Genomic DNA, 16241 nt, shown 5'->3' with positions numbered 1-16241 from the left:
TGGCTTCGGCCGCCTTTTTTGTTATACTACATGAGTATGAAGGTTGGAGTTTATTATGCAAAAATTGCCATTATTCTCATTGCTGCTTGGCTTGGCTGTGACAACAGGGACATCAGCAAATACCACAGAGCAGCAGTTGATTGGAAAGTGGAGTTGCTCATACATTGCCAAGACCGAACTGACTTATGGAACAGGCTCTGATACCTTGACCTTTTCACCTGATGGGACGGGCTACGGCATTTCTAATTATTTTGAATGGTTCAATGGTGTTGCGTTAGAATGGTTTGAGTTTAAATATCATTTTAAATGGATGGTTGCAGGCGATAAATTGCACTATACGCAAGTTATCAGTGATGGACTTGAAGAATCCAAAGCAGAAATGATTGGTGAGACCGTGCCAAATGATGAGCTTGCCAATGATATCATGCAAAGTATGATGGCTGAGCCAACTACGATCAAATTTCACAATGCTGATGTATTTGAAACTATTGTGGAAGATCCAGAGTTAATTTTTAAAGATTTATGCGTCAGATACTATGAACCAGCAGAAGGGGAAACGCCATGAGCTACACACCACCAGCCGTTTGGGATTATGAAAGCGTCAAAGCCAAAGCGGGCGGTAAATTTGGCGGGACGAACCGTCCAACCGCAGGGGCAACGCACGAGCAGCGTCTGCCAATCGGCGATGCGCCATATCAGCTGTATTCACTTAACACGCCAAATGGCATTAAGGTGAATATCTTGTTAGAAGAATTAAAATCTCTTGGCAAAATCACAGGCTATGATGGGTACAAAATCAACATCATGAACGGTGATCAATTTGGCTCAGATTTTGTCAAAATCAACCCAAATTCCAAGATTCCTGCCTTGCTTGACTGTACGAATACGCCGCCTGTACCTGTATTTGAAAGTGGGGCGATTTTGCTGTATTTGGCAGAAAAGTATCAAGCCTTTATGCCAAATGATTTAACCAAAAAGGCCGAGATGTACTCATGGCTGATGTGGCAGATGGGTTCTGCACCATTTGTTGGCGGTGGCTTTGGGCATTTTTATGCGTATGCGCCATACCCGATGGAATATCCGATTGATCGCTATGCGATGGAAACCAAGCGTCAGTTAGATTTGCTAAATAAACACCTAGAAAATCGCAATTACATTTTGGGCGATGAGTATAGTATTGCTGACATGGCGATTTATCCATGGTATGGCAGACTGTGCTTGGGTGAGCTGTATGTGAGTGAGCAGTATGATGCTTCCAAATTCCTTGCAGTGCATGAATATAGACACATTATCCGCTGGGCAAAGATGATGGCTGACAAGCTGACGGTACAAACTGCACAAACGCTTGAGCTGTTGCCGATTGATTAGTAAATTTAATCCGATATAGCCAAATCATCCAAGCCAAGCCATAAAACAGCAGGGCGATAATAGGGTGAGTTGGCTTATTCTGGGCAAAATAAAAGGGCGTTTACATACAAACACCCTTTTGTTTTTTTAGCCAATTTAATCAATCAAAATTTGTAATTGATACCAATTCTGGTTTTGGTATCAAGTGCATCATCGGTCAATGGACTGTTCTTTTGAGCAGATGATAGCCATTCCACACGCTGATTGCCAAAGACGCTGATGTCATTGGTTAATTGATAGCTTGCTGTCACGGTAGCAAATGGCATAAAGCCTGAGTCGGCATTATATTGAGCAACGCCTGTGCGGGTGCTTTCGTCAGCTGATACGCCGTAGTAGTACTGGTTGTAGTCTTTACTTTGCCATACAGCGCCAAACTCTGGATAAACGGTTAATTTATCTTTATTGAATTTAGATAGGTGTGATAAGCTGATGGTTTGACCGTCATGACGGCTAAGTGCATCGGTAGTGGCTTTGATTTTAAAACCGCCATACGGTGTGATGTGCATATAGCTTGCGTGTGCAAGCACCGACCAATCGCGCTTGTCTAGATTTTTGTGCGTATCCGCCAAAGCATCACTTGGGTCAAAATCACGTCCGTCGTAGCTGACGCCGACACGCACGTGATTTTTGCTGTCTTTATAAGGATAAAAACCAGCTTCAGCACCTTCGATATATAGGCGGTTGTTGTCATAGAACGCCTGTGGCATCACGCTGATACCATTATCAATGGCGTAGGCGCTTGAGTTGTAGGTGGCGTTTATGCCAACGCTGAGCTTGGCATCTTTGTCAACGGGTAGCTGTCCTGATGGGCTGACGCTTGCCAAAGGTAGCAATGCCAATGCCATGACGGATTTGAATGGTGCTGATTGTGGGCGCATAAAAACTCCGCTGAATTTGAGTGTCTGTTGGTTATTATAAAACAAATTTGCCATCAGCGTGCGAGAATTTCATCACAAGCGGATAAATTTCACGATAATTGTACAAAGTGCACAAATTCAATGAGAGCTTGGGACAAGTTGGGCTGTATGGCAATCAACAGTGATTGGATTTAGTCGTGCTCATGGTGATAAGTTGCCAAATAACTGACAAATTTATGCCAAATTTGCTTGGAGCTTTTTCCCAAGCTCGATTGCTTATACTTCGCATAATGTATATTATGTTAAATAATTATGAGTTGAATTGCTAGCTATCAATTAGATTCTTAAAATGCCTTCAAAGCCAAACAAGAAAAGCATCTTATTGGATACGCAATAAGATGCTTTTGGTTAATTTACAAACTTATACTCGCTCAATCGCTATTGCAAGTCCCATACCGCCACCGACGCACAAGGTAGCAACGCCTTTGGATTTACCACTACGGATCAGCTCATGCACGAGCGTCACTAGGATGCGACAGCCAGATGCGCCGATTGGATGACCGATGGCGATCGCACCGCCATTGATATTCACTCGCTCAGCTGGCAGATTCAGCTCTTTGGCGACGCCCAGTGCTTGAGCAGCAAAGGCTTCATTGGCCTCAAACAGATCAACGTCATCGACCTGCCAGCCTGCCTTGTCCAGTACTGATTTGACTGCTGATACAGGACCTAAGCCCATCACTTCAGGCTCGATACCTGTGGCTGAATATGAGACGATTTTTGCCAATATTGGCAGTCCAAGCGCTTCGGCTCGGCTTTGCGTCATCAGCATCACTGCTGCTGCACCATCATTGATGCCTGATGCGTTGCCTGCGGTGACGGTGCCGTCTTTTTTGAAAGCGGCACGAAGTTTGCCAAGACCATCTAGGCTTGTGTTAGGCTTGATGTACTCATCACGATCGACGATGATGGCATCGCCCTTTTTCTGTGGCACCGATACAGCACTGATTTCATGGATAAATTTACCATCGGCGGCAGCCTTGGCGGCTTTTTGTTGGGATGAGAGTGCAAATTCATCTTGGGTGCTGCGATCAATGCCATATCTCTCAGCGATGTTTTCGGCGGTGATGCCCATGTGATAGCCATGATACACATCGGTCAAGCCATCTGCGACCATGCTGTCGGTCAGACTGCCGTTGCCCATCTTGATGCCGTCACGCAGATGGATGAAATGCGGACTTTGGCTCATCGATTCTTGACCACCTGCGATGACGATGTCGCTATCACCGCATAGGATGGCTTGCACGCCCATTTGTACGGCTTTTAGGCCGGAGCCACAGACGACATTGACGGTGGTGGCAGGCGTTTGGACTGGTAGTCCTGCAAAGATGGCAGCTTGGCGAGCGGGATTCTGCCCCACGCCAGTGGTCAAGACATTGCCCATAATCACTTCGCTTACCGCATCAGGGTTAATGCCTGTGTCAGCCAGTAAGTCGCTAATCACAGCCGAGCCAAGCTTGGGTGCAGGCACGCTGGATAATGACCCTAAAAATGAACCCACTGCCGTTCGTTTGGCAGCAACGATGACGACTGCATCAGCCATGATATCTCCTTATGATTAATTTTCCTAAATTTATTGTGATACTTTTACGCCAGTTTTGCTTTGTAATTCATCAAAACTTACGCCATCGGCAAGCTCAACTAGCTTTAGACCATCAGCAGTCACATCCAGCACAGCAAGATCGGTGATGATGCGGTGAACGACCTTTTGACCGGTCAATGGCAAATCGCAGTTTGGCTTGATCTTAAACGAGCCATCTTTGGCGGTATGCTCCATCAGCACAATGACTCGTTGAACGCCTGCGACCAAGTCCATCGCCCCACCCATGCCTTTGACCATCTTGCCAGGGATCATCCAGTTCGCCAAATCGCCCTGCTCACTGACTTCCATCGCACCCAGGATTGCCAAATTCACCTTGCCGCCACGAATCATGCCAAAGGACTGGCTGCTGCTAAAGAAACTGGCGCCGGTCTGTGCGGTGACAGTCTGCTTACCAGCGTTAATCAAATCAGCATCCAGCTCATCTTCGGTAGGAAATGCACCGATGCCAAGCAGACCATTTTCGGACTGCAGCATGACATTGACGCCATCGGGGATGTAGTTTGCGACCAATGTCGGCAATCCAATGCCAAGATTGACATAAAAACCGTCTTGTAATTCTGCGGCGGCACGCTGTGCCATCTGTTCACGAGTCCAAGCCATGAGTTACTCCTTATTTTTTAATATTATTTATGATATCAATTATGATTTTGAAATAGTGCGTTGTTCGATGCGTTTTTCGGGGTTGTTATTGACCACGATACGATGCACATAGATACCAGGCAGATGGACGCTGTCAGGGTCAATCTCACCCGTCTCAACGAGTTCTTCGACTTCAACGACGGTAATTTTGCCTGCGGTGGCAACATCGGGGTTGAAGTTGCGTGCGGTCTTGCGAAACACCAGATTTCCTGCCTTATCCGCCTTGTACGCCTTGACGAGCGCCACATCGGCGGTGAGTGAGCGTTCCATCACATATGCTTCACCGTCAAATTCACGCACTTCTTTGTCTTCAGCGACTTGGGTGCCGACCCCTGTTTTGGTAAAAAAGGCTGGAATCCCTGCACCACCTGCGCGCAGTTTTTCTGCCAAAGTACCTTGTGGTGTGAGTTCAACTTCCAATTCCCCTGATAAAAACTGGCGTTCAAATTCTTTGTTTTCGCCAACATACGAGGCGATCATTTTTTTGATTTGACGAGTTTGTAATAGTAGCCCCAAGCCAAAATCATCCACGCCAGCGTTGTTGCTAATGCAAGTCAAACCAGTCACGCCACTATCACGCAAGGCAGCGATTAAGCTTTCTGGGATGCCGCACAGTCCAAAGCCGCCGACAGCGATGGTTTGGTGATCTGCGACGATATCGGCAAGTGCTGCTTGTGCTGATGGATAAACTTTACTCATAATCATTCCTTAGGTTGAGTTGATATTAAAGTTAGATAAAAAATAAAAATGCTGTGCAGATGAGCAGACCTGAGTACACCAGAGCAATCAGGCAATACCCCATGATCGAGCGTGCATCCAGCCCAACGATACCAAGCAAAGGTAATGCCCAAAACGGCTGAATCATATTCGTCCACGCATCGCCCCAAGCAATAGCCATCGCTGATACAACGGGATCAACGCCTAGCTGAACACCTGCTGGAAGCATGATGGGTCCTTGAACCGCCCATTGACCACCACCTGATGGTACAAAGACATTGACAAGGCCTGCGCTTAAAAAGGTGAGCACTGGAAAGGTTTGCTGATTTGAAATCGCCACAAAGCCATTGCTAATCATACCTGCCAAAGACTGCCCGCCTTCAGCCGAACCCATCATCAGACCCATGATGCCACCATAGAAGGGAAATAACAACACAATCCCAGCGATTCCCTTGGCGCTGTCTTCGATGGCACGACTGTATCGCTCAGGTGTCTTATGTGCTAATATCCCTGCAAATAAAAACAGAGCAATGACAATATTTAATCCCAGATTAAAACCGCTGCCACTAAAATGTACATATAAATAAATCGCTCCCAAGCCAACGATTAACAGTGCCATCAAGCGATTGTCATCAATTTTTTGGGCAGGTGTAGTGACACTAGGTAGCTCTGGCGTAGGTTCGATGAGCTTGGCAGGATCGGCAATGATTGGTGTTTTTGGCAGCATCAGCATATTGATAAAAGGCAATCCAATCAACAAGCCTGCAATAATAAAAAGATTCAGTGTTGAAAAAATGGTCTGACTTACAGGAACTGCAGTTGTGATGGTCTCTCCTGAAATTCGCAGCAAATCCGCCCCTTCGGTCGCGAGTGCTAAAGGGATGGAGCCAGATAAACCGCCATGCCAAATTAAAAAGCCAGAATATGCAGATGCCACCAACAACGGATAATCCACACCCTTAACTTGACGGGCTAGTGACTTGGCAAATACCGCTCCAACAATCAACCCAAAGCCCCAGTTTAACCAGCAGCCAATCAGTGCCACCAAAGTAACAGCGATAATGGCTTGCTTTGGGCTCTTGACTTTGGCGGCAATACTATCTAAAAAGCGGCTGATCACAGGTGCTTTGGCCAATACATGACCTGTTACCAAGATCAATGCCATTTGCATCGAAAAACCGAGCAATGACCACATGCCATCGCCCCAAAATTTCGCGGTTTCAAACAACGTTTGATTGGTGAGTGTAATGGCAGCTGCAAAAACCGCCACAGTTAATAGAATGCAAAACACAAAAGGTGATGGTAAATAGTTTTTAACCATCTTGACCGACATATTTGTAATCGTACCAAACATATGATATCTCCATCCTTGTTGTTAAGTACCTTAAATCCTTTAGGTGTGATTTATGCAATAGTATTGCATAAATCATGATGGTTTTGAAGCTAATTTTATTCATCATAGACTCAAAACCATCGCCCTACTCATCACCCATTCAGGACATGGACCAGCCACAGTGCCATCGATGGCATAAATACCAGTGCCACGATGCGGATGAGATCCGAACATAAAAATGGCAGCACACCTTTATAAGTTTCTTTCATCGAGACATTTTTTGCCATGCTGTTGATGATAAAGATATTCATACCTACAGGCGGTGTGATCAGGCCGATCTCGACGACCATCAAAGCAAGTACACCAAACCAAATCGCCTTATCTGTCGGATCCAGTCCCCAGAAATCCATACCCATGATGATAGGGAAAAACACAGGAATCGTCAAGAGAATCATTGATAAGCTATCCATCACACAGCCCAGCACGATATAGATGATGATCATCGCAAAGAGTACAGTCAATGGCGACAGACCGCTATTAATCACCCATTCAGCCAAACTAATCGGCATCTGTGATAGTGCAAAAAATGCGTTCAATACATCAGCGCCAAGTAAGATTAGAAAAATCATCGCCGTCGATGCAGCAGTGTCATACAGCGCATTCATCAGACCCGACCAAGTCATTTCTTTGGTCACAAAGGCTAGGATACCGACAGCAACCGTACCGATGGCAGCAGCTTCTGTTGGGGTGAATAGACCGCCATAGATACCGCCGATGACCAATACAAATACCGCAATCACAGGCCATACGCCTTTTAATAGCGTGATGCGATCGCTCCAGCTCATGCGTGGCATCGCAGGACCGCTATTCGGCACGATGCGTACATAGATGGCGATGGCAAGCATGTAGCCCAGCATGGCGATGATGCCAGGGATCAGTGATGCCATAAACATTGCTGAGACATTTTGTTCGGTCAAGACGGCATAGATCACCAGCACCACCGATGGCGGAATCAAGATCCCTAGCGTGCCGCCTGCTGCCAGAGCGCCCGTTGCCAGTGCATCTGAATAATTGGCTCGCTTAAGTTCAGGCAATGCCACTTGTCCCATCGTCGCTGCGGTAGCCAATGATGATCCACAAATCGCACCAAAGCCAGCACAAGCACCGACAGCACTGATGGCAGCACCGCCACGATAATGCCCCAAAAACGCATTGGCAGATTGGAATAGTCGCTTGGATAAGCCACCACGAGAAGCGATGTTACCCATCAATAAAAACAGCGGCACGACGGATAAATCATAGACCGAAAAGCGAGCAAATGGCATACCTTTTAGGTAGCTCAATAGCGGATACCAGCCTGCGATCATCACATAGCCTGTGACACCAGCCATCAGCATGGCAATACCAATATGAATACGAAAAACCAATAACAAGATGGTAAATGCACCCATCCCAAGTCCGATAATCATTGGATCCATAATTTTCCATCCTTAGTTATTATTTGGCATAGCCATCATAGTTTTTGATAAATTGCCAAGCGGTGTACAAAGCCGTCAAAGCCAATAAGAAAAATCCTGGTGCGATGGTGATGTGAGCAATCCACTCTGGCATTCCCAAAATCATCGTTGTCGTGCCATGCTTGATGGCATCAACAGCACCAAAATAACTGCGCCACATCAATAGCAGTGCAAATAATGCTAATAATACTGCCGCAAAAATATCAAACACGCAACGCAGACTTTTTGGTGCCTTTAGGGTAAAAAAGTCCACGATGACATGTGCTTTTTTCATCTGACCATATGGCAAAAATGCCGCAATCGCCCAAGAGCAGCCAAGCTGTACCAGCTCCACATCACCTTTGATGGGCGTGGCAAATAACGCACGGCCGATGACGCTTGCAGTGGCAATTAAACAAATCAAGACCAACACCACCACACCACCAAAGGCTGACAGCTTTGACCACGCCATCAAAAATCTGCCGATGGCGTCCTGTGGTGTGTCATCTTGTACTTGTGTTTCAAAAAATTCGGCCATAGTCACCTCTCATCCTGATTTTGTCTTTTTTTTTGACAAATTCCATCATTATTTAATTTAGTTGGTTGTCGCTGCTGCATCTTTAGCTTGTTTGGCTTCAGCGATCAACTCTTTTGCTCGATTGACGATGGCTTGACCATCATAGCCCTTGGCGTTCATTTCAGCAATCCAGTCAGCTTCAACTTGCTTGGCAGCTTCTTGGATGCGTGCCACTTCATCAGATGCGATCTGATTGATCGGATTGCCGTTATCCTCGATTTTTTGGCGTGCGGTGGTGATTTGTTCATCCCAAGTGCGACCAAGCTGTTGTGAGAAATTGGCGCCCGTGTTGTCATCGATGATTTTTTTGAGCTTAGGCGGTAGTGCTTCGTATTTATATTTATTCATGGAAATCGTGAATAGCGCACTGTACAGCACAGGATCTGGAGCGTTGATTTCGCTGGCATAGCGAGCGACCTCTTGTAATTTTAAAGTTGGAATCACCTCCCAGGGTAGCACCACGCCATCGACGACACCCTTAGATGTCGCATCGGTCAAAGCCGGCATTGGGATGCTGACAGGAGTTGCACCCAGTGCCTCGACCATCTTGTTGGTCAAGCGAGTCGGAGCACGCAGTTTGAGCCCTTTAAAATCTTCAATCTTGGTGATCGGGCGGCGGTTATTTAAAATTTGTCCACGATCATGCACATTGAATGCCAATGGCTTGACCATTGCAAATTCTTCTTGGGCAAATTCTTGATAAATCTGCCATGCCACACGGCTGCTGTATTCACCGTCGATGGTCATAAATGGTAGCTCCATCACTTCCATGATCGGGAAGCGACCTGGTGTATAGCCTGGCAGTGTAAAGACGATGTCAGCGATGCCATCTTGAGCCAGATCCATTAGTTGTGCAGGCGTGCCACCCAGCTGCATCGCAGGATAGAACTGACAGGTCATCTGTCCGCCAGACTGCTCGGTGATGGTGGCACACCATGGCTCAAGTACTTTCTTTTGGCTCATGGCTGTCGCTGGCCAAAAATGTGCCACACGCAATACCACTCGTTCGTTTTCGCCGATCGGTGATGGTTTTGGCAGTCTGTCTTCGGTGCAGGCTGCCAAGATCATGACACCCATAATCATTGATAGTGTTTTTAGCTTCATGCTACTCTCCCAATCCCATGCCTTGCTTGGCACCCATATAATTTGAATCGATGTGCTTATTAAACCTGTTTTGACAAAAAAATAACAGTGGTATTTTCTGATTTATTTATACAAATTCATGATAAATTCATCGGATGATTGACTGTACGATGATGGCGTGTTGTGATTTATTTAAGTTATTGATTATAAAAATAAAAATTGACCATCAAAGCTATGATGGTCAATGTTATGTTTAATGGATACTATGGATAATCAAATCGCTTTGACAGTATTCTCAATCGTGCCAAAGATGTTATTACCTGCTTTGTCAAACATCTCCACGCGCACCACATCACCATCAGTCATAAATGGGGTTTGTGGTTTGCCCTCGATGGCTTCGTACATACGAAGTTCGGCTAGGCAGCAATAGCCAACCCCACCATGCTCAACGCTTGAACCCCATAGGCTATCCTGCTTATTTGACACTGTGCCTGAGCCGATGATGGTGCCAGCGGCTAGGTTGCGAGTTTTGGCGGCGTGAGCGACGAGCTGACCAAAGCTAAAAGTCATATCCGTGCCAGCGTTTGGGCGACCAAATAGGTTGTTATTTAGATGTACGACCAATGGTAGGTGCAATTTGGCGTCATCTGACCAATCTTCTAGCTCATCTGGGGTGACTGCCACAGGGCTAAATGCTGATGCAGGCTTACTTTGGAAAAAGCCAAAGCCTTTGGCAAGCTCTGCTGGAATTAGGTTTCGTAGCGAGACATCATTGACCAGCATCACTAGGCGAATCTGCTTAGCCGCTTCTTCAGGCGTGCTACCTAGAGCGACTTTACCAGTCACGACGGTGACTTCTGCTTCCATGTCGATACCCCATGCTTCTTTGGCGACGATCTCATCTCGTGGACCGATGAAGCTGTCTGAGCCGCCTTGATACATGAGTGGATCTTCATAAAAAGACGCAGGCACTTCTGAATTACGAGCCTTACGTACCAGCTCCACATGGTTTAGGTAAGCTGAGCCATCCGCCCATTGATAGGCGCGTGGTAGAGGTGAATGACAAGCGGTTTGGTCGAATGCCACGCCATCTTTGCCATCATTAAGCTCTTGATAGACGGCTTGTAGTTTTGGGGCGACTTCATCCCAGTTATCTAGGGCGTTCTGCAGTGTCGGTGCGATGTCAGCGACTTCACGGCAGATGCTCAAATCACGGCTAACGACGACCAAAGTACCATCCAAACCGCCTTTTTTTAGAGTTGCTAATTTCATTTGATATTTCCTTATTGTTAATTAAATTAAATGATGATTGAGACAAATCACACTTCTGGTGGCTCAGTGCCATCATGCACCCAGCGTGCGTGCTGTGGGGCTTTTTTGGTGACTGCCCATTCGTTGAGCATATCCCATTTGACTTTATCGAGTGCCTTTGCCATCTTGTCAGTAGTGACATCACAAGCAAGCTCGATGCGGTGGCCATTTGGATCAAAGCAATAAATCGACTGAAACAGCGTATGATTCACTGGACCTAGCACATCGACACCGCCTGCGATTAGGCGTTCTTTGGTGGCAAGTAACGTATCCATGTCCTTGACTTTGAGTGCCAAGTGCTGCGTCCATAGCGGTGTGTTCTCATCACGCCCCATTTCAGGCTTGGTCGGCAGCTCAAAAAACGCCAAAATATTACCACCGCCCACATCCAAAAATATGTGCATATACGGGTCAGGCTCACCTGTGGATGGTACTTTGTCTTCGGCGATGGCGAGTACAAAGCCCAAATCCAGATGTTTTTGATACCATTCGACGGTTTCTTTGGCATCTTTACAGCGATAAGCCACATGATGCACGCCTTGGGTGATTGTCATATCTTTACTCCTTGATATTAAGTTGTGCCATCTTGGTGAATGAAAAATGCACCTGCATTGATCTTGGTGTCATTTCACCAAAAAACCCACCGAAGGTAAAGCGGGATTTTCTTGATTATTTATCGATATTTATGATAAGTTATGCATAATTCAATAGTAGGCAGGTATTATGAACCTAAATAACATCACCTTACGCCAGCTCCGTGCCTTTAAGGCAGTGGCGGAGACGGGCAGTTTTACAAAGGCGGCAGAGAGCCTGCATCTGACACAATCGGCATTGAGCGGCTTGATTAAGGATTTTGAGGGCACGCTATCACTGCGTCTATTTGATCGGACGACGCGTAAGCTGACCTTATCGGTGGCGGGTCAGCACATCTACCCAATGGCGACCAAGATTTTGTATGATGTTGAAAATATGACCACCGAAGTGAGCAGACTAAAGGCGCTCGAAAGCGGTGTGGTGAATGTCGCTGTCAGTCAGCAGCTGGCGGCGTCGATTCTGCCCAAGGTGATCGCAGAGTTTGTCGCCTCCTATCCCAATATCAAAGTATCAATGAAAGATTGCTCAGTCGATGCGGTCATCGATGCAGTGGCGTCAAGCGAGGTGGATTTTGGGATAGCGCCTGCTCGCAATATCGCCGATAGCTTGTCATCGGAGCTGTTGTTTGATTTGCCATTTTATGTGGTGATGCCACCGACGCATCCTTTATGTCAGCGTGAAAGTGTCGAATGGAAGGATCTTAAGCATGAGCCGCTAATCACGATGGCTGGGATGTTTTCTGAAGTGCTAAGTGCTGATTTGCCAAGCGATGAAGCAGCGATGGTCAAAAATGCCGCTTATCAGGTGAATTTTTTGACGACGGCATTTAGTATGGTCAGCCAAGGGTTGGGACTGACAATATGCCTGCCCTATTCTCGCACCCGAGTCGCCCAAAATGGTCTTGAAATGCGAGCACTGGCGTCACCACGCATCACCCGAGCATCCTATCTGTATCGTTTGCGTGGTCGCACGCTGTCGGATGCAGCACATAAGTTTTATGTGGTACTTTGTCAGCATCTTCAAAGCCACGATTATACTTAACATACAAATAAAGACTGTTGCCTTGTCATTGTAATAAAAAAATATCCAAGCATTCAAATGCTTGGATATTTTGTTGGCGTGGTTTAAACTTAAAACCGTACCTTAAAGCCAATATTGGCAGAGTGGCTGTCATAGCCTGATTGCCATTGACCTTGGTAGCCTGCGTTGATTTGCGCCATCGGGCTAAGCTGATATGTTGCGCCAATGCCAACGATACCAATAGCACGCCCCACTTCATGACCATGTGTGGTGAACTGCCCTACTGTATCCACGAAGCCTGCTCGAATATCAGTACGGCGATCGCCATTTTCACCTGCAACAGCCAATGTGCCTGTCAGTCCAAGTTTTGAGCCAAATGTTTGTTTAAACTTAGCACCGACAGTTGCCTGCAAGCTTTGGTAATCTTGGGCATTAACGGATAAATTATACACGCCCGCGCCTGTTTCTTGGTAGGCATCAGCCTGTACAAGTGCATAATTTAGGCGCATAAATGGCGTGATATTGGCTGATGGTGTGCCAATGCGATATTCAACGCCAAATCCTGCATTCATGGTATCGGCTTGATAATCCGACTCTGCGACAGCAGATGTTAATGCATTTATGTAGCGTTTGCCTTGGATTTGGCTTTGTCCAATGGCGGCTTGTCCATACAGGCGTACGCTGTCTGTCGGATAGTGATCTGCATAAGCAATCACTTGAGCAGTATCGGCAGTCACGGTGTGCACTGTGCTTGCGCCATTGGTGTCGGCGTCGCTTTGGACGTATGAGAGCGCAAGACCTGCTTTGGTATTGCCATACCAATGATCAATACCTGTCACCACGCCCAATTCATCATTGGCATAGCCAAATAAGCCGTCATCTGTCGCATCAAGTGTGCTATTTTTGCCAATGACTTTTGCCCATAGTGTGCGATCACGGATGGTGTCTTGCTCAAATACCGCATCAATAGCCCCTGCATTAGCCTGATGGATCAGGCGATTGGTTGAGCCAACCAGTAGTGGCTGTAGTTCGCTGGCGGCTTGGCTGAATTTTGCACCATCTGCCACAAAGCCATTGGTGGTCGTTGCATTGGCAATGATAGCGGTTGCAAGCGCACTTGCACTTCCTGCCAAAGCGGTATCCACCTGCTGATCTAGGTAGGCGGCAATGCCTAGCGAAGCTAGATTGCTATTGTCTGTGACAGATTTGACAAATCTAGTTGTTGCTGATGGCGTTAGGGTGCTTGGGTCAATGCTCGGCAGTGCATCCGCTGTAGCTGCTGCGCCAGTATCGATATCGCCTTTGTGCGTCACCAGAGGTGTCTCGACCGGCTGAGTTGGCACTAGAGTGCTTGGGTCAATACTTGGCAAAGGCTCTGCTGTGGCCGCTGCACCCGTATCAATGTCGCCTTTATGGGTAACAAGCTCGGGCTCTGTCGGCGTGGTTGGTGTAGTTGGCGTGGTTGGAGTAGTTGGAGCAGTTGCACTGCCTTCTTTAACCATACGCAGATGCACTTTGTTGGCATCTGAATAATCCGCAGAAAAGTCAACCAATAGGCTGTTATCAGTCACTTGCTTAAATTGACCTGTAAGTGTGCCTGCGGTGACGACATCTTTGACGACGGTGTCAGCGGTTATGCCATTTTTGATTAATTCATCCACATAAACAGCCAAATTACCGTTACTTACATCGGCTTTGCCTGTCACGATTAATTTGCCGTATTCGTCTTTATTATCAAAGGTATCGTCACTATTCCAGTCAATCAGACCAATGATGAGATTTTCGCCGTTCATGGTGTAATTACCATCAATTTTTAGCGTGCCACGAGAGATAGCGATATCACCAGCGAACTGTTTGGTATTTTCAGAAATCGTTAATGTACCAACCCCGCTTTTGAAAAACCCGCCCGGGATATCAGGATTGTTGATATCAAAGCTACCTGCATTGCCTGTGATGACTGCATTGGGGTTGATGGTGACATTTGTCCCCTGGTTGTTAAGATACCCTTCGGTCTCAAAATACACGCCTTTGCTACCAATTTCAATTTTGTTATCTTTGGTAAAATTGGCAAATAGATTGGCTTGGTCTTGCTGGATACCAATTTCCGCTCCGTTGATATAAATTTCAGACAGTTTGGAATTGATATCGCGACTGATTTGGTTTGCATATAACCCTGTTAGATAATTATCAGCATCGAGCGAATCTAGTCGAAGTGTACCACTGCCTGTATGACCTACCACAATCTCATTGGTGCGTAGTGTACTATCATTTAGGATGAGTGTACCTGTACCGCCCTGGGTGCCAACAGTGCCACCGACACCACTGCCACCGATATAAGTGTTGCCACTTACATAAGTATGTCCGACATGATAATTAGAATTTTGATTTAAAGTAAGTGTGCCTGTACCGCCCGAACCAATGTGTAGTTCATTTTCAATCTGTAAACGTGCTTCTGCACCATTAATGACAACTTCACCACTCGAACCTTCAAGTACGGCAATATTCAAATCATTTGCTGATATAATGCTGTTTGCAAAGTTTACCACTCCTTTAGAGTTGGCTTCTTGACCAACAGTTAGATTTTTCTGGATTTTATAGACATCCTTGGTGCTATTTAATATTGCTTCTCCGCTGACTCCAATGGCTGTCAGACCATTTACATTAATGATATTATTTTGGCTATCAACTTTGGCTGTAGAACCCTGTCCATCCGCTAGGGAATAAATATTGGCAAGATTTAAAACGCTATTTGTTAGATTGGCGACACCGTTACCTTCATAGCCCACGGTTAACGAATGGGTGCTAAGAGAGGCATTGTTGCTATTAAGTGTGCCTGTTGAGCTAGAGGTGCGCCCAACTATTATCTGATCAGCACTCGCAGTTGATTTATCGCTTAGACTTAGCGTACCTTTGGAGTTTGCTTGTTCACCCAAATTAATGACCGTTCCTTGCAAGGTGGTGTTTACGCCTGTTAGCTCAATGCTTGCTATGCTGTCATTACTGTTGGCAATACTAACAATGCTATCAGATGTAATTTTTGCACCATTTTTGCCAATGAGTTTGGCAACACCGTTTGGCGATAGTCCCAATGCCAAGACCCCACTTTGATTCTCTAAGCTTGCATTATCAACGGTGACGGTAGCATTTTGCCCAACAGAAATGGCAATGTCGTTACTACTCTGAACCACTGCTTGATTGGAGATATTGGTATTTGTCTCTTGGCTAATACCAAACACAAGCTGACCTTTAACGGTCAATTTGGTATTTGGATTGGATATAGATACATTGCCATCATAGCCTCTATTACCTTCTACAACATATGATTGCCCGTCGGTTAGCTCAATATCTGCCAACGCCTCACCGCTCATTGTCAAGGCTGTTGCAACAGCCAACGCCTTAAACGACTTGCTTTTGCCTTTACTGCGTGCCAATTCACTCACGCACTGCCATACGCCTGTGGCATGGTTAAAAATCACTCGATAAGCTCGGTTCATACAACACTCCTATTGTTTGGATTTGCTTTATTGCGCTTATAATGCGAAAA

14 protein-coding genes are annotated in these 16241 nt (G+C 46.2%); 3 read left to right on the top strand and 11 right to left on the bottom strand.

All coding sequences use genetic code 11. The features are described 5' to 3' along the window. Window positions 1-55: 55 nt before the first annotated feature. Together B0680_RS04090 and yghU are read left to right on the top strand one after the other, a co-directional pair. Window positions 56-565, top strand: coding sequence for a hypothetical protein (locus B0680_RS04090; protein WP_078253782.1), 510 nt, complete (start codon window positions 56-58; stop codon window positions 563-565). Continuing rightward, entirely contained in the window at window positions 562-1368 is an 807-nt protein-coding gene (gene yghU, locus B0680_RS04085; RefSeq protein WP_078253781.1) for a glutathione-dependent disulfide-bond oxidoreductase, read from the top strand. Before B0680_RS04090 ends, yghU begins: the two co-directional genes overlap by 4 nt. A 143-nt stretch (window positions 1369-1511) precedes the next feature. Here the strand turns inward: yghU and B0680_RS04080 are convergent, their stop codons facing one another. From B0680_RS04080 to B0680_RS04035, 10 genes are all read right to left on the bottom strand, one after another. Next, the gene (locus B0680_RS04080; RefSeq protein ID WP_228143745.1) at window positions 1512-2285 is read right to left on the bottom strand and encodes a MipA/OmpV family protein; all 774 of its coding nucleotides are present in this window, start codon (window positions 2283-2285) and stop codon (window positions 1512-1514) included. A gap of 400 nt (window positions 2286-2685) precedes the next feature. Then, window positions 2686-3867: an acetyl-CoA C-acetyltransferase gene (locus B0680_RS04075; RefSeq protein ID WP_078253780.1), complete on the bottom strand. Its 1182-nt coding sequence runs from the start codon at window positions 3865-3867 to the stop codon at window positions 2686-2688. 30 nt (window positions 3868-3897) lie between these two features. Next, window positions 3898-4527 (bottom strand): 3-oxoacid CoA-transferase subunit B, encoded by a 630-nt coding sequence (locus B0680_RS04070; protein ID WP_078253779.1) that lies wholly within the window; start codon window positions 4525-4527, stop codon window positions 3898-3900. Between the two features lie 39 nt (window positions 4528-4566). Further along, window positions 4567-5265 (bottom strand): CoA transferase subunit A, encoded by a 699-nt coding sequence (locus B0680_RS04065; protein WP_078253778.1) that lies wholly within the window; start codon window positions 5263-5265, stop codon window positions 4567-4569. A gap of 31 nt (window positions 5266-5296) precedes the next feature. Beyond that, a complete protein-coding gene (locus B0680_RS04060; RefSeq protein ID WP_078253777.1) occupies window positions 5297-6637 on the bottom strand; it encodes a short-chain fatty acid transporter in 1341 nt (446 codons plus the stop codon). Window positions 6638-6768: 131 nt separating this feature from the next. After that, a complete protein-coding gene (locus B0680_RS04055; protein WP_078253776.1) occupies window positions 6769-8094 on the bottom strand; it encodes a TRAP transporter large permease in 1326 nt (441 codons plus the stop codon). 19 nt (window positions 8095-8113) lie between these two features. After that, window positions 8114-8650, bottom strand: a complete 537-nt coding sequence (locus B0680_RS04050; protein ID WP_078253775.1) for a TRAP transporter small permease — start codon at window positions 8648-8650, stop codon at window positions 8114-8116. Window positions 8651-8707: 57 nt separating this feature from the next. After that, a complete protein-coding gene (locus B0680_RS04045) occupies window positions 8708-9793 on the bottom strand; it encodes a TRAP transporter substrate-binding protein (protein WP_199174055.1) in 1086 nt (361 codons plus the stop codon). A 252-nt stretch (window positions 9794-10045) separates the two neighbouring features. Then, window positions 10046-11044 (bottom strand): fumarylacetoacetate hydrolase family protein, encoded by a 999-nt coding sequence (locus B0680_RS04040; RefSeq protein WP_078253774.1) that lies wholly within the window; start codon window positions 11042-11044, stop codon window positions 10046-10048. A 47-nt stretch (window positions 11045-11091) separates the two neighbouring features. Then, the gene (locus B0680_RS04035; RefSeq protein WP_078253773.1) at window positions 11092-11637 is read right to left on the bottom strand and encodes a VOC family protein; all 546 of its coding nucleotides are present in this window, start codon (window positions 11635-11637) and stop codon (window positions 11092-11094) included. 169 nt (window positions 11638-11806) lie between these two features. Here B0680_RS04035 and B0680_RS04030 point away from each other — a divergent pair, with 169 nt between their 5' ends. Further along, window positions 11807-12718, top strand: a complete 912-nt coding sequence (locus B0680_RS04030) for a LysR family transcriptional regulator (RefSeq protein WP_078253772.1) — start codon at window positions 11807-11809, stop codon at window positions 12716-12718. A gap of 89 nt (window positions 12719-12807) precedes the next feature. Here B0680_RS04030 and B0680_RS04025 read toward each other — a convergent pair whose 3' ends face one another. Continuing rightward, complete coding sequence (locus B0680_RS04025) at window positions 12808-16191, bottom strand: autotransporter domain-containing protein (protein WP_078253771.1); 3384 nt, start codon at window positions 16189-16191, stop codon at window positions 12808-12810. Window positions 16192-16241 lie beyond the last annotated feature (50 nt).

It is taken from the genome of Moraxella pluranimalium (genome assembly GCF_002014825.1).
Classification (GTDB): Bacteria; Pseudomonadota; Gammaproteobacteria; order Pseudomonadales; family Moraxellaceae; genus Moraxella; species Moraxella pluranimalium.
Note: the sequence above shows the minus strand (reverse complement) of the source record. Positions and strands in the feature narration are given on the sequence as shown.